General features: G+C 49.7%; 14 protein-coding genes and 1 tRNA gene. 5 read left to right on the forward strand and 10 right to left on the reverse strand.

All coding sequences use genetic code 11. The features are described 5' to 3' along the window. Nucleotides 1-114 precede the first annotated feature (114 nt). Together M2133_RS13125 and M2133_RS13130 are read left to right on the forward strand one after the other, a co-directional pair. Nucleotides 115-1,374 carry a peptidase U32 family protein gene (locus tag M2133_RS13125; RefSeq protein WP_277466633.1) on the forward strand — a complete coding sequence of 420 codons (1,260 nt, stop codon included), beginning with the start codon at nt 115-117 and terminating at the stop codon, nt 1,372-1,374. Next, nucleotides 1,371-1,781, forward strand: coding sequence for an acyl-CoA thioesterase (locus M2133_RS13130; RefSeq protein ID WP_277466634.1), 411 nt, complete (start codon nt 1,371-1,373; stop codon nt 1,779-1,781). The genes M2133_RS13125 and M2133_RS13130 overlap by 4 nt, the downstream gene beginning before the upstream one ends. Nucleotides 1,782-1,832: 51 nt before the next feature. Here the strand turns inward: M2133_RS13130 and M2133_RS13135 are convergent, their stop codons facing one another. Further along, nucleotides 1,833-4,316, reverse strand: coding sequence for a prolyl oligopeptidase family serine peptidase (locus tag M2133_RS13135; RefSeq protein ID WP_277466636.1), 2,484 nt, complete (start codon nt 4,314-4,316; stop codon nt 1,833-1,835). 189 nt (nt 4,317-4,505) lie between these two features. On the opposite strand from M2133_RS13135, the gene dprA reads away from it, so the two are divergent. After that, the gene (dprA, locus tag M2133_RS13140) at nt 4,506-5,615 is read left to right on the forward strand and encodes a DNA-processing protein DprA (RefSeq protein WP_277466637.1); all 1,110 of its coding nucleotides are present in this window, start codon (nt 4,506-4,508) and stop codon (nt 5,613-5,615) included. Between the two features lie 299 nt (nt 5,616-5,914). On the opposite strand, the gene M2133_RS13145 is transcribed toward dprA, so the two are convergent. From M2133_RS13145 to M2133_RS13155, 3 genes are all read right to left on the reverse strand, one after another. Beyond that, nucleotides 5,915-6,955: a Fic family protein gene (locus M2133_RS13145; RefSeq protein WP_277466638.1), complete on the reverse strand. Its 1,041-nt coding sequence runs from the start codon at nt 6,953-6,955 to the stop codon at nt 5,915-5,917. Between the two features lie 590 nt (nt 6,956-7,545). Beyond that, nucleotides 7,546-7,621 (reverse strand) — tRNA-Lys (locus M2133_RS13150). Nucleotides 7,622-7,685: 64 nt separating this feature from the next. Further along, nucleotides 7,686-8,843, reverse strand: a complete 1,158-nt coding sequence (locus M2133_RS13155) for an AI-2E family transporter (RefSeq protein WP_277466639.1) — start codon at nt 8,841-8,843, stop codon at nt 7,686-7,688. Between the two features lie 80 nt (nt 8,844-8,923). Between M2133_RS13155 and dacB the strand changes: the two genes are divergently transcribed. Then, nucleotides 8,924-10,396, forward strand: coding sequence for a D-alanyl-D-alanine carboxypeptidase/D-alanyl-D-alanine-endopeptidase (gene dacB, locus M2133_RS13160; RefSeq protein ID WP_277466640.1), 1,473 nt, complete (start codon nt 8,924-8,926; stop codon nt 10,394-10,396). A 5-nt stretch (nt 10,397-10,401) separates the two neighbouring features. On the opposite strand, the gene M2133_RS13165 is transcribed toward dacB, so the two are convergent. The 6 genes from M2133_RS13165 to M2133_RS13190 all read right to left on the reverse strand — a co-directional run bounded on the left by M2133_RS13165 (nt 10,402) and on the right by M2133_RS13190 (nt 17,051). Beyond that, on the reverse strand, nt 10,402-11,157 hold the full coding sequence (locus M2133_RS13165) for a LytTR family DNA-binding domain-containing protein (protein WP_277466641.1): 756 nt from the start codon (nt 11,155-11,157) through the stop codon (nt 10,402-10,404). Continuing rightward, nucleotides 11,154-12,263: a histidine kinase gene (locus M2133_RS13170; protein WP_277466642.1), complete on the reverse strand. Its 1,110-nt coding sequence runs from the start codon at nt 12,261-12,263 to the stop codon at nt 11,154-11,156. Before M2133_RS13170 ends, M2133_RS13165 begins: the two co-directional genes overlap by 4 nt. A gap of 18 nt (nt 12,264-12,281) precedes the next feature. Beyond that, a complete protein-coding gene (locus M2133_RS13175; RefSeq protein ID WP_277466643.1) occupies nt 12,282-13,502 on the reverse strand; it encodes an ABC transporter permease in 1,221 nt (406 codons plus the stop codon). Between the two features lie 114 nt (nt 13,503-13,616). Continuing rightward, nucleotides 13,617-14,408, reverse strand: a complete 792-nt coding sequence (locus tag M2133_RS13180) for an ABC transporter ATP-binding protein (RefSeq protein WP_277466644.1) — start codon at nt 14,406-14,408, stop codon at nt 13,617-13,619. 72 nt (nt 14,409-14,480) lie between these two features. Further along, nucleotides 14,481-15,665 (reverse strand): efflux RND transporter periplasmic adaptor subunit, encoded by a 1,185-nt coding sequence (locus M2133_RS13185; RefSeq protein ID WP_277466645.1) that lies wholly within the window; start codon nt 15,663-15,665, stop codon nt 14,481-14,483. A gap of 57 nt (nt 15,666-15,722) precedes the next feature. Beyond that, nucleotides 15,723-17,051 carry a TolC family protein gene (locus M2133_RS13190; RefSeq protein ID WP_277466646.1) on the reverse strand — a complete coding sequence of 443 codons (1,329 nt, stop codon included), beginning with the start codon at nt 17,049-17,051 and terminating at the stop codon, nt 15,723-15,725. Nucleotides 17,052-17,248: 197 nt separating this feature from the next. Here M2133_RS13190 and M2133_RS13195 point away from each other — a divergent pair, with 197 nt between their 5' ends. Then, the gene (locus M2133_RS13195; protein WP_277466647.1) at nt 17,249-18,118 is read left to right on the forward strand and encodes an alpha/beta hydrolase-fold protein; all 870 of its coding nucleotides are present in this window, start codon (nt 17,249-17,251) and stop codon (nt 18,116-18,118) included. The last annotated feature ends 315 nt before the right edge of the window (nt 18,119-18,433 follow it).

Consider the following 18,433-nt stretch of genomic DNA (forward strand, 5'->3'; position numbering starts at 1 on the left):
AAGTACAGCTTTTTAAGGAGATAAACTTAGTGTGTCGGCAGGGAAGTGCCGGGGTGGTGAAGGAGGCAATGGAAATAAGCCGTATATTTGTGGGGTAAAATAAAATAGGTAGTAGTGAATATACAAGATTTTGAAATTATGTCGCCGGTGGGTTCGTATGAATCGTTGATGGCGGCGATACAAGGCGGGGCCGATTCGATCTATTTCGGGATCGAGGGGTTGAATATGCGCTCTCGTTCTTCCCATAATTTTACGACCGAGGATCTGCATAAGATTGTTGCCATTTGTAAGGAAAATGGGTTAAAGAGTTATCTGACGGTCAATACGATCATTTACGGAGAGGATCTGGATAAGATGCGAGAGATTATCGATCATGCCAAAGCGGCGGATGTCTCGGCGATTATCGCGGCCGATGTGGCGGCGATGGAGTATGCCCGCCGGATCGGACAGGAGGTGCATCTTTCCACGCAGCTGAATATCTCAAATGTAGAGGCATTGCGGTTCTATGCCCATTTTGCGGATGTGGCCGTTCTTGCCCGGGAGCTGAACCTGGAGCAGGTGAAAGCGATCTACGATGAGATCGAATGCTCGCAGATCAAAGGCCCTAAAGGGGAACTGATCCGGATCGAGATGTTTGCGCATGGCGCATTGTGTATGGCGGTCTCCGGGAAGTGCTACCTGAGTCTGCACGAGATGAACTACTCGGCTAACCGGGGTTCCTGTATGCAGATCTGTCGCCGCGGCTATACCGTGAAAGATAAAGACAGCAATATCGAGCTGGATATCGAAAACCAGTATATCATGTCGCCGAAGGATTTGAAGACCATTCATTTTATGAATAAGATGATGGATGCGGGCGTGCGGGTCTTCAAGATCGAAGGGCGTGCCCGGGGGCCTGAATATGTTCGCCTGGTGACTGCCTGCTACAAAGAGGCGGTGCGGGCGTATTGCGAAGGGACCTTCACGGAAGAGAAGGTGGCGCAATGGGATGAACGCCTGGCTTCGGTCTTCAACCGTGGTTTTTGGGACGGCTATTATCTGGGGCAAAAGCTGGGCGAATGGAGTTCGGTCTACGGCTCGAATGCAACAAAGAAAAAGGTCTATGTCGCCAAGGGGGTTAAGTATTTCAGCGGACTGGGTGTTGCCGAGTTCGAGATGGAGTCGGGTTCCCTGCGCGTGGGCGACGAGATCCTGATCACCGGACCGACGACCGGTGCATTGACCCAAACGCTGGAAGAGATCCGTGTCGACCTGAAGCCGGTGGAAGAGACGGTCAAAGGCGAGCGCTTCTCCTTCAAGACCACGGAGAAGGTACGCCCGTCGGACAGATTATATAAGATGGTTCCTGTGAACCGAAAAGAGTCAATACAATGAAAGAATTTCTTTATACGTTGCCTTTCAAGGTGCGCGATTATGAGTGCGACCTACAGGGCGTAGTCAACAACTCCAACTATCAGCGCTATATGGAGCATACGCGGCATGAATACCTGGAGTCGTTGGGCGAAAACTTCGGGGATATGCACGATAAAGGGGTGGATGCTTTCGTGTCCCGTGTGGATATCCAGTTTAAACATTCCCTTCGAAGTGGCGATCATTTCCTCTCTTGCCTGAATATGCGGAAAGAGGGGCCCCGGTTGGTATTCGACCAGTATATCTACCGTGAGCCCGATCGGTTGCTGGCGGCGATAGGGCGGGTAGAGACTGTCGTTGTGGAGAATGGCCGGTTGACTCGGGGGGAGTATTTTGATGAGTTATTGGAAAGAGTGGCTAAGGAATCTTAGGAGCCTTAGGAGTCCTGGGAACTCCTAAGAATTCCCAAGACTCCTAAGCATTTAGAGCTCCCAGTTATTGGTAAAATACCCTGCCACTTCTACTTTCTCCAATCCGTCGCGCAATATGTCTGCCCGGAATATCATCAGATCGGGGAAGCCGGTTATGCCCGAGATATAGTTATTCGCGGAGGTCGCCATCCTGCCGGCCTCGCCTGTCCCGGCAACCACACCGACGGAAGCCGTCGGGCTCTGCGGATGGGGGTAGATGAAATAGGTTGCCAGATCCGCGCCGGTGAAGGTTTTGTCTCCTGCGGTGATTTGTTCTCTGTCGACCTGGATCGGGCAGTCTTTCAATAATATAGACCATGCCCGGTTGTTCTCTTTGTTTCCATAGATGACCACGTTGCGATCGGCATACTCAGCCAAAGAATACTCCGTGTCGGGGATCACATCGATAGAGCCGTTTCCCCTGTAATAGAATGTCTCCGCGTCGAAGCGGGCTTTGTTGCGGTACCATTCGTTTTCACTCCGGTTTCCTTGGGTCGCATAGACGAACACCACCTTATTCCGAAATGCCTGCTTGAATCCTCCGTAGCGGGCGGAATATTTTTGGCGGGTATCTATTCCTTCGATCGCTTTCCACTGGCCATCCATCAAAGACAGGTAAGCTTTCCGGTCGGTTGGGAAAGAGAGGTTCTCGCCTTCGATCGCGACTGTCGCCTCTGCGGACGTAAAAGTGAGTGCCGGCAGGTCGAGTACGAAGAGGGCGATATTCCCGATCCGGTCGATCCGGATCGTATCGTTTTCTTTGCGGGCTTGTATGTTGGAGAAAGCATACGGGATGAGCTGCTGTTCGACTGTGATCCAGTAGTCGGTAGCCGAGATCGCGGGCGATGCCGTATGGAAGTCGATCGCTTTCACCTCTTTGGCTTGGGGGATGGAGTGGCGCGAGAAGAATTCGAAGATCGGTTTCCAGTCCACACTGATATCGCCAAACCAATGTTCGCCACCGGGATATTCATAATAACAGAAGTCGGCATGGAATTTGCCCAGCTCCTCACGCATCCTACGCGCCTGTGCCGGCGGAACGACATTATCCGCATCGCCATGGAAGATATAGACACCCGATTGCTTCAGGTTTTGGATCAGCGATAAAGTTCTTCCCGCATTCGCGCCACGGGCAAACGCGTCATAGAAAGGACTGTCTCTGTGCATCTGGTCGGTGCGCCCCATTCCGTAAGTGGAGATGTCGGGGTATCCGGCACAGGGAGCGATCGCGGCAAACCGGTCCGGATAGGTCGTGCCCAGATGCCAGGTGCCATGCCCTCCCATCGAATGGCCGGTCAGATAGATCCGCGACCGGTCGGGCTGGAATACCCTTTGGGCTTCCTCCAATACCTCGAGGGCATCGATACGGCCCCATTCTTCCCAGTTGAAGCCATACGGGCGACGGTTGGTTGCTGCAATCACATCGGTCCAGTCTTTCCGTTTGTACGCCCGGGCCTGGTTGCGCGCCTCCACTCCGGCACCGTGTACGGAGAGTACCATGGCTTTCTGCTCGCCGGCAGCCGTACGGATAGCGGGGGCCACACTGTAATACTGCACGCTCCCGTCGATCGCGCTGATAAAGGTCCGTTCATGGTGGACCGACGAAGCCACCTGGCGCAGCTCGATCTGGGTCTGATCGATTGTTTTACCGTTTCTATCGAGTAGTTCAAGTGTCACAGTCGTGCGTTCTTCCGTATTGTTTTCTGCCACAGGCGGTAACTGGTAAGCCAGCTTTCTGACGGCCAGCGGCATGATATCGCGGGTTGGGGTCGTATAGGTCTGTCCGTCCGCAAGCGTAGCCCGTATACGCATTCCTTTTACTGCTTTTCCGGTGGTATTGATCACCCGGATCGCCGCCCATTTATTCTCTTTTTCACCGAAGATCAGATCGGGAACGGTCATATCGCGTTGGGTGAACATCACCGGCTTGTCGGCTTTCACCAGTTTGGCGGTGATGCGTCCGAAGCGACCCGGTGTGTGCACAACTTCGTTTCGCCCTTTTTCCAGCGTCACGGGGATCAGGGTGTAACCGAAGTCGTAATGGTCGCCTTCGTGCGGATAGCCGTTGACATACACCCGGGTGCTCCCCGTTGTCTCAAGCAGTACGGTCTGTTTCGCAGGCGAGTCGTACGCCATGTATAAATAGGCGGAGCGCATGAACGGGCTCTGGAACCGCCCGAGAGAGTCTGCCCGGATCGCCGTCCACTTCCATTGGGGCAGCGGGGTGAAGCGAGGCATTCTGCCTCCCGGAGGACGGGTCGGCAGCGGCTGCGCGTTGGGATAAACCCAAGAGAGCGAGTCGCCGGCTTGGGGGATGCTAAACTGACCGGTTGCATACATCCAGGCTACCATGTCCTGGCCATTGAAAAGAGTACCCGGATTGGCATTGCCGGGGAGGAGCATACCATCACGGAAGGTATGAAAGACCTGGCCTTCATCTGTCTTCTCGATCTTCTCCTGTCCGAAGATGGTGACGATGTTTTGCGCGGAAGCCATTGGCTTCAGAGAAGGGTTTATTATCCCTACGGAAAAAAGTGTGCACAAAAGGATTGCGCACCGTTGAGCTTTAGTTTTATTCATAAAAAATTTAGTTTAATAGCATGACAAATGTAGTCATATATTTTAAAGCATAAATGATACAAAGCGAACTTCTTTTTCGTATATTCGCAGAATAAAATCTTAGTTATGGAAAATAATCTTATCTATCAAATCGGCCTGACCCGGATCAATGGGGTGGGCGATGTGCTTGCCCGTCATTTGTTGGAAACCGTTGGGGATGCAAAAGCTGTGTTCACCGAAAAAGCACGCCTGTTGGAGAAGATCCCCGGCATAGGCGCGAAACATATTGCGGAGATCCGCCGCCCGGAGGTCCTTCGATTGGCAGAAGAGGAAGCAACCTTTGTGGAGAAACATAAAATAAAGACTTTCCTGATCACGGCGCCCGACTATCCGGCACGGCTAAAGGAATGCCCGGACGCTCCGGTCCTGTTCTATTTCAAAGGAAAAGCGGAACTGAATGCTTCCCGGGTGATCAGTCTCGTGGGAACACGCAAATCGACACCTTACGGGCGGGCGTTGACGGAAACGCTTATCCATGATCTCGCGGAGATCTATCCCGAATTATTGATTGTGAGCGGACTGGCCTATGGGATCGATATACAGGCACACCGCTCGGCACTGGAGGCGAACCTTCCGACGGTAGGCGTATTGGCGCATGGGCTCGACCTTATCTATCCGTCCATGCACCGGGATACGGCAAGGAATATGCTTGACCGGGGAGGCCTGTTGACCGACTATCCGAGCCGGACGAATCCGGACCGGCAGAACTTTGTCAAGCGCAACCGCATTGTTGCCGGACTATCGGAGGCTACGGTGGTGATCGAGTCCGCGGCAAAAGGAGGCTCACTGATCACTGCGGATATCGCCTTTTCGTATGGAAGAGATGTGTTGACTTTCCCCGGGCGCACGACCGATGAACAGTCGAAAGGCTGTAACGCCCTGATCCGACAGAACAAAGCCGCCCTGATCACCTCAGCAGACGACCTGATCGCCGCCTTATGCTGGGAAAATCCACTGCAACCCCATAACGCACCGCAACAAATCCCCATCACCTTCCCGGAAGACAGCGTGCACCAAAAAGTAGTTTCCCATTTCCGGACAACAAAAGAAATCCATATCAATACCTTGGCCCGGCTGGTGGAAATACCGGTCTACGAATTATCCTCCATCCTTTTCGACCTTGAAATGGAAGGAATCCTGAAGGTCTTACCCGGCGGAATGTACCGGTTGGCGTAAGAAAAAATATCGGAGCCAAACCATTGATTCCGAACCTCATGGATTTTCAGATCGGAAAGCCGGCAGCCTTTGAAAAAAAGCCGGCAGCCTTTTGAAAAACCCTGCCGGCCTTTTGGAAAACTCCGGCGGCCTTTTGGAAAACCCTGCCGGCCTTTTTAGGAATCACTCCGGGAAGTTGTGGAGTCGAAATCCGAATGGGTATTATGGCACGCAGATAACGCAGACTTCCAATATGAAAAGCCTGCCGCCGATTATGTTGTTTGTAGAATTCCAGGTTATTGTAGCTATTACTTGTAATCTTACTTCATAGCATAGTTTGTACCCCTTCCGCTTCCATGTTTTTCTATTAATCCTTTTTCAACCAGCTCTGAAAGAATCCGCTTTACCGTTGGATTTGGTATTGAAAGTTTTTCGGCAATATCCCCTGATTTACTTCCCGGATGATTTGATATAATTGTTATGATTGCCTTTTCTCTTGGCGAAAGTTGCGATTCTGTTCCACTTTGTTCCAATTTTATCATTAATTGTGATTGAATATTTTTTAATGCATCAAGGAAGAAAAATACCCAATCCGTAATATCTTCATTCGGTCTTTGAGCCTGACAGCTTCGTAAAACTCTGTAATATTCTGTCTTGCGATTTTCTATTTCGTGTTCAAAACTTACATACTGAATCCAACTATAACTATTTTTCATCAACAGAAGAGTGGATAACAGACGGCTCAATCGCCCATTGCCATCCTGAAAGGGGTGGATACTCAGAAACTCATACGTGAAAACAGCACTTTTAATCAAAGCGTGAACCTCCTTTTCTGTATTATACCAAACAATTAATTTTCTGATTGCGTCTTCAGTTGCATATCCCGCTTCTGAGGTTTGAAAAATGATTTGCTTTTCGCCATTAGGAAATGTAGCTTCAACAGCATTGTTATGAATTTTGTAATTTCCTTTATGCCAATCATCCTTTTTGCTGTATCGCATCAGGATGTTATGCAGGTTTTTTAAATCATTTTCTGAAATGGTAATCTCAGCATACGATTCCGAAATTGTATCAAGCGTTTCAAAATACCCTACTACCTCTTGGGAATCACGATCTTCCAGTTTTGTTATGTCTATTTCTTGTAGTAAAACATTGATTTCCTCATCGCTCATTTTAGAACCTTCGATTCTTGTCGAGGATCCAACGCTTCTAACAGTCGCAATACTTTTTAGTTGTTTGAGACTTTGACCCTCCTTCCTCTCAATTGCACTCCATTGTGAGTCAAAACGGTCGATTTGGCTGATTAGATTGATTAGTTTCCAATCAATATTGAGTTTGAAGTCATATACATTGTTTTCCATATTCTCCTTTTATGATACGTTTCGATACGCAAATATACAAATATAATACGAATAAACACATGTCTTGTGATACGATTCGATACGTATTTATTCGATTGTGATACGATAATCCGATACTGCTTCGTTTTATGAAATTGTAGTTATTATACTAATTACGAGACAAATCACTCAAATATACCTATGTAAGATTCTGTGTCAACAGAGTGTTGGCTAAAAGTCCACCTACTTAGCTCCGTTTTGATGCATTAATCCGGGGTCACCCCGAACCGAAGGTCGCTTAGCGAAGCGTAAAGCAAATCTTGTGGAAAACTTCGTTTGAGATTGATTTCACAAAGGGCAACGACCTACAAAGTAATGAATAAGGCCCAGCTTCTAATCTATTGATAATGAGTCGTTAATATTCTCTTCAGAAAGTACCGGTAGTTTGCGAACAAAATACCAGTAGTTTGTCGACAAAATATTAGTAGTTTGCGCGTAAAGTACCGGTAGTTTATTCGGAGGGGTTAAATCCGTTAAAACGGGATGATCCATTATCATTTATATTGCTCCACGAAAGCGCACAAAAAAAGCCGCTCATTGAGCAGCTTTTGTGGTGATTTGCCTGGGGTTCGAACCCAGGACCCCATCCTTAAAAGGGATGTGCTCTACCTGCTGAGCTAGCAAATCTCCGGTGCATTACTTTTGGAATGCGGGTGCAAAGGTAGAGGTATTTTTTTAATATGCAAAAAGATCAATGCTTTTTTTCCTCATTTTCTATGGGGTCGGGGTGGTCATCGGGGTCTTCGGCCACAATCTTAGCGTATTCGTCGCCTTCCATCAGGACAAATCGGCGGTAATAAGAGAGGCATAAGGTGGTCAATGGTAAGGCGACAATCAGGCCGATAAAGCCCAACAGGGTTCCCCAGATCGAGAGGGAGAGCAGGATAAAGGCGGGGTTAAGTCCCATCGCTTTGCCCATAATGCGCGGCACGAGGTAGAGGTCTTGTATGACCTGTACAATGCCCAATACCAGCAGTGCCAGACCGAAGATCAGCCAGAAGCTCTGCCCTGTCTCTGCCGAACGCAACAGGCTCAAGAGGATCATCGGGATGATACCGATCGTTTGCAGGTAAGGGATCAGGTTTAAGACACCGATGAAAAGGCCCAGCGTCACGCCCAATGGGAAATTGATAATGCGGAAACCGATTGCCAATAGGATGCCGACACAGAGGGCCACCAGCGACTGCCCACGGAAATAACGGTTCATGCTGTATTCCACATCGTCGCTCAGGCCTTCCACAAACGGACGGTATTTATCCGGGATCAGGTTGCGCCAGCTGTTGGCGATCTTTTCGTAATCCAATAGGATAAAGATAAAATAGAGCAGGATCACAAATACGATCGTAATACTGAACAAGACGGAGAAGGTATTGGTCAATAGCGTCCAGAACTTTGGCGCGATCTGCCGGATCGCATTCAGGATATTGTCACGGCTCAATAGCTCCATCCATTCCTCCACATTGATATTCTGCTGAAGATACTGCAGCCAGGCTTCCGGAATGAAAGGGATCGTGCGCCCTTCCATATTATAGGTACGCAAGAGTTCGAGAGTCTTCTCCGTTTCCTGCGCGATTGAAGGAACGACCAGGACGGAGATCAGAGCCAGGACCGCCAGAATGACCAGTATCACCGCAACGATCGACAATATCCGGCTTTTCAGTTTGAGTTTATATTGAAAGAACCTAACCAGCGGTTGCAACAGATAAGCAAACAGCCAGGCGATCAGAAAGGGCAACAACGCGTTCTTCAACACCGAGATCATATAAATAATCACCCCGATAATCAACAGACTGAAGACAATCCGCACTACACGATCGAAAGTATAGGGTTTATCAAATAGAGGATTCATGGTCATAAATTATTATTGAATAAGAAAGGATACACTATCTTTGTTCACAAAGATAAAACAAAGTAGAAAAGAATTCGATTATGTATAGGAAATTATTTCTCTGGCTCGTCTGTACTGCTTTTCTGTTACCCGTTGTAGCACAAGTCCCCCAGCCCATCCGTCAGTTCTTGAAAGCAGACGATCTGCAGGGGGCATCCTTCGCGCTGATGGCTCGGGATATCCGTACCGGAGAAGTGATTTACAGTTGCGACGAGCTCCGGCAGCTGACACCCGCCTCTGTGCTCAAGATCGTTACGACGGCCACCGCCTTGGAGTTGCTGGGGGAAGATTACCGCTTCCCGACGACATTGGAATATACCGGCGAGATTACTGATGGTGTATTGAGAGGCGATCTGTATATCAAAGGCAGCGGTGATCCCTCCCTGGGTTCGGCCCATGGTGTGGCCGACCGGAACAGCTTCACGCTTGAGCAAGCAACGTTTATTCCCCAATGGATCGACGCGTTGCGTAAGGCGGGCATCACCCGCATAGAAGGGCGACTTATTGCCGACGAGACGGTCTTTGATACGGAAGCGATCTCACCCAAATGGTTGCAGGAGGACCTCGGGAGCTATTACGGTGCCGGCAGCTACGGCTTGAATATCTTCGATAACCTCTATCATCTGCACCTGGCATCCGGTGCCCCCGGCGGAACACCACGCATCACCGGCAGTGAGCCGGATATGGCCGGACTGCGCTTCCATAACTATCTGCAGACGGCGGCTGTGCCGACCGACAGCGCGTTCATTATCGGCGGTCCTTACGCGGCCGACCGCTACCTCTACGGTGTTATCCCCGCCCATCAAAGTCGCCGTACGATCAAAGGGGATATCCCCAACCCGCCCCTGTTTCTGGCCCAATACCTGAAGAAACGTTTGCAGCAGGCCGGTATATCGGTTGAGAAAGAAGCCACCTCGATCCGTAGCCTGGGACAAGACCCCGGCGCAGGCAAACAGAAGCATACTGTCATCACCACCTATTCGCCCACCCTGCGCGAGTTGATCCGGGTGACCAATGAGCGAAGCCATAACCTCTACGCAGACGCGCTTTTCAAAACGATTGGCCAGACCTACCACCCGATCGACGGCGAGGTGATCTCCTCCTTTGGCCGGGGAGTAAAGGCAGTTAGCACGTTCTGGAAAGAAAAAGGACTGGATATTTCCGCTTTACAGATTTACGACGGCAGTGGCCTGGCGGCCACCGATAAGGTATCTGCCCGCCTGATCACGGATCTCTTGGTTTATATGGCCTCCCAATCGCCTAATGCCGAAGTGTTCCGGCAGTCGCTCCCCCTCGCCGGGCGGGAGGGCACGGTCCGCAACTTCCTGAAAGGCACCGTTCTGGAAGGAAAAGCCTATCTGAAAAGCGGAGGCATGAGCCGGGTAAAGAGCTATGCCGGTTATATCCGGAAAGACGGGCGGGAGTACGCTGTCACCTTGATCATCAACAACTACAACTGCGAAGGCCGGGAGATGACTCAGGCTTTGGAACGGCTGATGGTGGCGCTGTTTTGACCCTTTTACGGCTTCAGCAATAACGACCGTTGCGTCAGAAACTCATAGAATTTGTCTTTGTAGGTGTCGGAGATGGGGATGTATTCTTTGCCGAAGACGATGCGGTTGCGTTCGATCACTTTGATCTTCTCGGGCTGCACGATGAAGGAGCGGTGAACCCGGATAAAACGGTTGGCAGGCAGCATGTCTTCCAGGGTTTTCATGCTGATCAACGAAAGAATGGCGCGCGTCTCTCCTTCGACATAGATCTTGACGTAATCTTTCAGTCCTTCGATATACAGAATCTTGCGCAATTCGACCTGCACCAATTTGTATTCTGTTTTGATAAAGATACTTTCCAGCTCCTCTTTACCGGTAGATGAGTCTTCATTTTTTGACGGATTCACCGGTATTTTCCGGCTTATCTCGAACCATTGCAACGCCTTGTTCGATGCTGCCAGGAAGTCGGTATAATTGATCGGCTTTAAGAGGTAGTCCAGTGCATTGACTTTATAACTGTCGATCGCATACTGATCGAACGCCGTGGTAAAGATCACCCGCGTTTCGGGCGGCAGGATGCGCGAAAACTCCAGTCCGGTAAGCTCCGGCATCTGGATATCCAGGAAGAGCAGGTCGACCGGTTCTTCGGTCAGCATCTCCATGGCCTGAATGGCACTGTTGTACTTCCCTTTCAGTTCCAGAAAAGGCGTTTTCAAGGCGTAACTCTCGAGCAGGCTGACCGCTAACGGTTCGTCGTCAACAATGACACAGGTGATTTTCATAACGCGGGTACTTGAGTGAGGTTAATCGATAAATAGGCACGGTAGTTCTCCCCTTCGCGTCCGCAATGGAGTTCATGCTTTCCCGGATAAAGCAGATCGAGTCGCTTCCGGAGATTGGGCAGTCCGATGCCCGAACCGCTTTTGTCGCGTTCCATATCCTTGGGGAAATAACTGTTTTCGATCAGGCAGACCACCTCTTCTTCGTTCTGATGGATCTCAATCCGGATAGAAGACGGTTTACTGTTGCTCACCCCATGCTTGAAGGCATTCTCTATCAGTGAGATAAAGAGCAACGGAGCCACTTCAACTAAGGGAGTCTCAGCAGAGAGCGAGGTCTCTACCGTCACATGCCCCGGCTGACGGATCCGCATCAGCTCCACGTAGTTACGAATAAAGTCCAATTCCTTTTCCAGAGGAACCAGGGGCTGGCTGCTGTCGTGCATCACATAACGCAACAAACGGCTCAGTTCATGCACCGATTCCTGTGCTTTCTCCTGGCTGATGGCAATCAGGCTATAGATGTTATTCAATGTGTTAAAGAGGAAATGCGGGTTCAGCTGACTCTTCAGGTTTTGCAATTCCGCCTCGCTACGGTTGCGTTCCAGCTCTTTGCGTTCGGCTTCGACGCGAAACCAGCTGATGGTCGAGCGAAAAGCGACACTCAGGGCGATCACAAAGATATAGATCATCGCGTTCCAGAGGTAAAAGCCCAGGCGAAGCACGTCTTTGGGCGGGCGGTCGCGATGTTCAGCTCGTCCGGCCGGCTCGGGCAGGAGCTCCATGCAGCAATGCACCACCGTGATAATCCCGATAATCAATGCGATATTGATCAGGATAAACCATCCGCTCCTTTTGGTGAACAGGAAATGATCGACCAGGAAGAGAAAATTCGTGTAAAACATCAACACGATGGAAGAAAACATTATCAGGAAACGGGCATAGAAGTCCCAACTGACCGGCTGTCCGTTATGATTGGTCAGCGTCATGACCACCGGGAACGCCGCCAACACCGCCCAGGCTCCGGCATGAATAAGCCATCCATACCGCCGGATCGACTGCCCGGTACGCGTTTTATCTGCCGCCAGGATATGTGTTGTGTCTTTCATAATCGCAAAGATAATAAACTATTCGTACCGTATCGCCTCGATCGGATCGAGTTGTGCCGCTTTCTGTGCCGGATACCAGCCGAAGAAGACCCCGGTGAAGGTACAGACGGCGAAAGAGAGAAAGATCGTCCACGCCTGAATGGAGATGGGGAAGTTCACCACCACATTGACCAAAAAAGCGGCCCCCACACCGAAGATCACACCGATCAGGCCACCAGTCACACTGATCAGGATCGACTCGATCAGGAACTGTGCCAGAATATCCCTCCCTTTAGCACCGATACTCATCCGCAAACCGATCTCACGAGTCCGCTCGGTGACCGAGACATACATAATATTCATAATCCCGATCCCGCCGACCAGGAGAGAGATACCGGCAACCGCAGCCAGCAGTACGGTCATCAAATCCGTTGTTGTTGTCATCATCTTGCTCAATTCCTCCATGGAACGGATCGTAAAATCATCCTCATCAGTCTCCCGTAGTTTGTGGTTGCGGCGCAGGATCTCCGTAATCTCGTCGATCGCCTGATCGGTATATTCCTCTTTGATCGCGGAAGCGTTCAATCCTTGCAAGTGGGTGATGGCCAGGACTCTCTTTTGAATGGTTGTGTATGGAGCTAAAATTAGATCGTCCTGGTCCATCCCCATGCTATTATATCCTTTACTGGTGAGTACACCGATAATACGAAACGGTATTTTATTGAAACGGATGACTTTTCCTACCGGGTCTTCCCCGTTGGTAAAGAGCTCATCGACCACCGTCTTACCCACGACACAGACTTTGGCTGCCGAGTTAATGTCCTGCTCGGAAAACATACTGCCGTCGGCCACTGAATAACGGCGGATATCGAGGTACTCCTCATTCACACCATAAACGGTAGTCGGCCGGTTATTCGCGCCGTAGATCACCTGCCCGCTGCTGTTCACCGTCGGTGAGATCGATGCCAGGTAGCGCGTTTCGTTGCGTATACTGTTATAATCCGCCAGTTTCAGCGTCTCCATCGAAGAGGCACTCTGACGCACTCCCCCACGCATATCCCCACCGGGCTGGATCATGATCATATTCGATCCCATCTCACTGATCTGCGACTGGATACTCTTTTTCGATCCCTGTCCGATCGCCAGCATGGTAATCACCGAAGCTACGCCGATAATAATGCCCAGCATGGTCAGGAACCCTCGCATCTTATTGTTCGAGATTGCCTTAAGAGCTATTTTGATTAAGTTTGTTCCGTTCATAAATCAAAGTTCCTTTGACTTAATTGACAATTGACAGTTGACAATTGACAATTAATAGTTACTACTATTTTCCTATTTGAGACTATCCCCCAATTAATCATTAAACATTAATCATTAATCATTCTCTCTCGGTAGCCTTGCTAACTCTTCGGCTGCGGATTGAATAGCATTATTTACCGTATCACTCACCACCCTCCCGTCTTTCAACAGGATATTGCGGCTGCTGTATTGGGCGATTTCCGGGTTATGGGTGACGAAGATGATCGTTCGCCCTTCGGCATGCAAGCGTTGGAAGAGCACAAGGATCTCATAGCTCGTGCGCGTATCCAGGTTACCGGTTGCCTCATCCGCCAGGATCACTGCCGGGTCGTTGACCAACGCCCGGGCGATAGCCACACGTTGCATCTGTCCGCCCGACATCTGGTTGCTCTTATGCTGTAGGCGATCACCTAATCCTACGGCAATCAGCGACTCTATCGCTTTCTGTTTCCGTGCCGACGCACTATACGACGGGTTGTACATCAACGGCAGTTCCACGTTCTCTATCGCCGTAGTCTTGGGCAGAAGGTTATAGCTCTGAAACACAAATCCGATCTTCCGGTTGCGCAAAGTCGCCCGGTCGTTCTTACCCATCTTACGGACAGAAACTCCATCCAAGTAGTATTCCCCGGCAGTCGGTGTATCCAGGCAGCCCAACGTATTGAGCAACGTACTCTTGCCCGAGCCGGAGGTACCCATGATCGTCACAAACTCCCCTTCATTGATCGCGAAAGAGACATTGCGTAAGGCATGTACGGTCTCTTCCCCCACCTGGAAATCGCGTTTGATCTGATCGAGCCGGATGACAGCTCCCTCAGTCCTTCCATCCCCCAAAAGGGGTATTTCTATGTTAGTTTTCTTTGTCATAATTCATTTTTCCCAATGTCTTATGTAATCTATCTTAACTCCTCCCCTTGAGAGAGGTTGGCTGAAGCCTCATTATCTCCTTCCCGGAGGACCCGGCATGAAAGGACTCCGTTCAACACCACCGGCGGCAGTCATCGATCCGTTAGAGACCAATTCTACGACCACTTCTTCCCCATCGGAGAGTCCTTCCAATACCTCTGTCATTGTTCCACTGGTGGCGCCCACCGTAATCATCTTCGCTTTCAAGGTGTTGCCCTGTCGTTCCCAAATCATCTTCTTGCCCGGCTCCGGCATGGCTGCCAGTTCCTCCACTGTGATATGCATCGCCTGCAGTTGCTCCTCATCCGGGATAAACCGTAGGGCCTTGCTGGGAATCGTCAACACATCGGGGCGTTCCAGTGTATATATCGTTACGTTAGCCGTCAGACCGGGTTTCAGTTTCAGGTCGGGATTGTAAGCGCTGATTACCACTTCGTAGGTGACTACGTTCGAGGTCGTTGTCGCTTCCAGGCGTACCTGGGTCACTTTCCCTTCGAATACATCCTCCGGATAGGCATCGACCTCAAAGCGCACGTTCTGTCCTTCCTCTACCTGCCCTATATCTGCCTCATCCACATCGGCGATCACCCGCATCTGTGTCAGGTCATTGGCGATGGTAAACAAAGTAGGCGTGCTGAAACCTGCCGCTACGGTCTGTCCTTCTTCCACAGCACGATTGATCACTACCCCATCGATCGGGCTGGTGATCGTTGCGTATTCCAGGTTACGACGCACCTTGACCATATCGGATTGAAGCTGGTCGTAGCTGCTCTTTGCCTTTTCGTACGTATAGGTTGCCGTTTCGAAATCGGTATCGCTAATCAGTTGTTTGTCGTGTAAGATCTTACTGCGCGTATAGTTACTTAACTGATATTCATACTCTGTCTTGCTACTTGCCAGTTGTGCCTCTTTCGAAACCATTTCTGCCTGCAGGTTGACCTTATCCATCTCCGCCAACAGTTGGCCTTTGGTCACCACACTGTTGAAATCGACATGAATCCGGTCGATAATGCCCGACACCTGTGTACCGACCTCTACTTTCACCACGGGCTCAACCGTACCGGTCGCCATCACCGTATTCGTGATCGAGATCCGCCCTGCTTTTGCCATCTCCAGCCGTAAAGACTTTTTGCCGGATTTGCCCTTTACCAAAGGGACACAGATCAGGGCTGCCACAACCACCACCCCGAGGCCTATGATTATTGTTCTCTTTTTCATACTGTATATCTTATTACTGTTATTTATCTCTCACTATTGAAGCTAACCGAAAGTGATTTAGATTGTTGGATCAGCCTGCACGTCAACCGGCTTCTTCTGATAGATATTCAACAACTGAATACTCATCACCGCCATATATTTCGATTGCAATACTTCCTGCTGCGCATTCAGTTGATTGTTCTTCTCCGTCAGCATCTCCAGCGTATTTTTCATACCCAGGTTGAACTGTTCTTCGGTCAACCGGTAACTCTCACTGACATATTTCAAGCGCTCCGTAGCCGAAAGGTATTGGTTCTGCGCCGATGTGGCGTCCAAGTAAATACCTTCGACCGTACTCAGGAGGTTCTTCTGCGTGTTCAACAGTTCCAGTTGGCTGGTGGTCAGCGCGTATTTCGCTTTGTTGACTGCCGTCTTATTCTCCCGGTTGCTGTAGATCGGGATACTGATACTCAAACCGAAGCTCTCGTTAAAGCTGTTCCACACCTGACTGCCGAATGTATAACTCGATCCAGAAAGATGCCCCGTGCCGATACCCGCGTTCAGGGAAACCGACGGCAGGTAACCCCCTTTCGCGCTCTTAATCGCCAGTTCGGACTGCTCAATCGCCAAGGCAGAGCTCTTCACACCGGGCATAACCGCCAGAGACGTCTGATACACCTCCTGCTTATCCGGCAAGAGCCGCATCACATCTTCGTCGGTCAGTTGCAGTTCGACCAGCTCCATCTCTTCCGTGATATCCAGTTCCAATAGCTGTTTCAACTGTAACTTATAATTATCAAGCGAAGTATGAGAAACCACCAATTGGTATTTGTCCGAGCTGTACTGGCTCTCCAGTTGTGCCAGCTCCACGCGTGAGATTGATCCGGCCGCCAACAGCTGCTCGGCGCGGTCGCGCTGTGCCCGCGATACCTCCACCGTATTCTCGTTGATACGCACCGACTCCATGGCGTACATCACCTGCAGATACGTCCGGACAATGGAGATACGGATATCATCTTCACTCTGCTCCGTAGAGAGCGCGTTTCGCTCGTTTTGTATCTCCTGTTGTTTGATATTGTTCGTTCGCCGGCCGCCATCAAACAATGTCCAGTTCGCATTTACGCTATAATTTCCGGAATAGGAATTATTCCGTTCCACCTCGTTCGAAGGATAATTGACAAACCCCTGGGAGACCGAAGCGGAAAGCGAAGGGAATAATTTCGCTTTCGCCTGCAGATAATCCTCATCACCCGATAATTGAGAGATCTTACTCTTCTGCACCTGGATATTATGCGTCAAGGCATAGTCCAGACAGTCTTGCAATGTCCACTGCGCCGGTTTCTCCTGCGCCGTTATCCCCAGCGAGATAAACAGTAAACCGTAGAGTATGATAATAACCTGTTTCATACGAAATCTTTTTGCCTTTGTTTCTTAATGTCACAAAATTACTTCGGCCTTTTTCGTGCTACAAGCAGTTTCGCCACAGAGGGAAAAACAATAGACGAAAGGCTGGTTTTAATCGATGAAAAGAAATATCAATCCATGGAAATACAACGCATTGAAATATTATATACCTTGCATGCTCCAATTAAAAATACAGATTTATGAGAAAACAACTGATTATGGCCATAGCGTTGATCTGTGCAACAACGATGGCCCTGGCCCAAGGCGGCCGTGTGTATGAAACGCGTACGGTGAAGAGTAACATTCTCAAGGCGGATCGCCAGTATGCCATCTATCTGCCCCCCGGCTACGACGATACGGATCAGAGCTACCCGGTGCTCTACCTCTTGCATGGCGGGGGCGACGATCATACCGGCTGGGTGCAGTTCGGACAGACCAAACACATTGCCGATAAGGCGATTGCCGAAGGTAAATGCGGCCCGATGATTATCGTGATGCCCGACGCGAATACCGAACGCCGGGGCTATTTCAATGATATCAAAGGAGATTTCAACTACGAAGACTTCTTCTTTCAGGAACTGATCCCGCATATCGAGAAGACCTACCGCGTCCGAAGCGAACGGCGCTACCGGGCGGTTGCCGGCCTCTCGATGGGTGGTGGCGGCACGATCTATTATGCCCTGCACCATCCTGAGCTCTTCGCTGCCGCCTGTCCATTAAGTGCTTCTACCGGCAGTTGGGACATCGAACAAGTACGCCAACGTATGGGTAACCAACCGGGAGTAACCGAAGCGAAGCTACAACAGTACTTCCAGCGCCACAGTGTTGAAGGTATGTTATCTAATGCCTCAGAAGAACAATTGAAACAAATCAAAAGTATCCGCTGGTATATCAGTTGTGGTGACGATGATTTCCTTTACGAAGGAAACGCCCTGATGCATATCGCATTCCGGAAGAAAGAGATCCCGCACGAATACCGCGTCAAAGACGGCGCCCATACCTGGAGCTACTGGCGTATGGAACTGCCGCTCGTCCTGGAATACATCGCCAAGTCATTTATGCAGCATTGATTTATTTCGCTTTTAATCGATAAAGAACAATCTCAACAGGATCATCCTAAAAAGTTATGGATAGCTTAGAACTCTTCCATAACTTTTTAGGATGATTCCTCTATTTTGCGCCTACCCATCTTAGTTTAATTTCCGTTTTATACCCATTTTGATTCTTATAAGAACCGGATTTATTTACTATAAGAACCAAATTTATTCATCATAAGAATCGAATTTATTTACTATAAGAACCGGATTGACTCACGATAAAAATAGCTATGATTTCCCGTAAGAACAGTAATTATTACCTATAGAATCAGTCTGCCATTTTGTCTT

Origin of the sequence: Parabacteroides sp. PF5-6 (genome assembly GCF_029504695.1) — a bacterium.
Taxonomy (GTDB): Bacteria; Bacteroidota; Bacteroidia; order Bacteroidales; family Tannerellaceae; genus QVMG01.

Bases quoted from the DNA above. Each gene is read 5' to 3' on its own strand.
- M2133_RS13195 (WP_277466647.1), top strand. From the start codon at position 17,249: ATGAGAAAACAACTGATTATGGCCATAGCGTTGATCTGTGCAACAACG.
- dprA (WP_277466637.1), top strand. From the start codon at position 4,506: ATGGAAAATAATCTTATCTATCAAATCGGCCTGACCCGGATCAATGGG.
- M2133_RS13185 (WP_277466645.1), bottom strand. From the start codon at position 15,665: ATGAAAAAGAGAACAATAATCATAGGCCTCGGGGTGGTGGTTGTGGCA.
- M2133_RS13130 (WP_277466634.1), top strand. From the start codon at position 1,371: ATGAAAGAATTTCTTTATACGTTGCCTTTCAAGGTGCGCGATTATGAG.
- M2133_RS13170 (WP_277466642.1), bottom strand. From the start codon at position 12,263: ATGAAAGACACAACACATATCCTGGCGGCAGATAAAACGCGTACCGGG.
- M2133_RS13145 (WP_277466638.1), bottom strand. From the start codon at position 6,955: ATGGAAAACAATGTATATGACTTCAAACTCAATATTGATTGGAAACTA.
- dacB (WP_277466640.1), top strand. From the start codon at position 8,924: ATGTATAGGAAATTATTTCTCTGGCTCGTCTGTACTGCTTTTCTGTTA.
- M2133_RS13155 (WP_277466639.1), bottom strand. From the start codon at position 8,843: ATGAATCCTCTATTTGATAAACCCTATACTTTCGATCGTGTAGTGCGG.
- M2133_RS13135 (WP_277466636.1), bottom strand. From the start codon at position 4,316: ATGGCTTCCGCGCAAAACATCGTCACCATCTTCGGACAGGAGAAGATC.
- M2133_RS13180 (WP_277466644.1), bottom strand. From the start codon at position 14,408: ATGACAAAGAAAACTAACATAGAAATACCCCTTTTGGGGGATGGAAGG.
- M2133_RS13165 (WP_277466641.1), bottom strand. From the start codon at position 11,157: ATGAAAATCACCTGTGTCATTGTTGACGACGAACCGTTAGCGGTCAGC.
- M2133_RS13175 (WP_277466643.1), bottom strand. From the start codon at position 13,502: ATGAACGGAACAAACTTAATCAAAATAGCTCTTAAGGCAATCTCGAAC.
- M2133_RS13190 (WP_277466646.1), bottom strand. From the start codon at position 17,051: ATGAAACAGGTTATTATCATACTCTACGGTTTACTGTTTATCTCGCTG.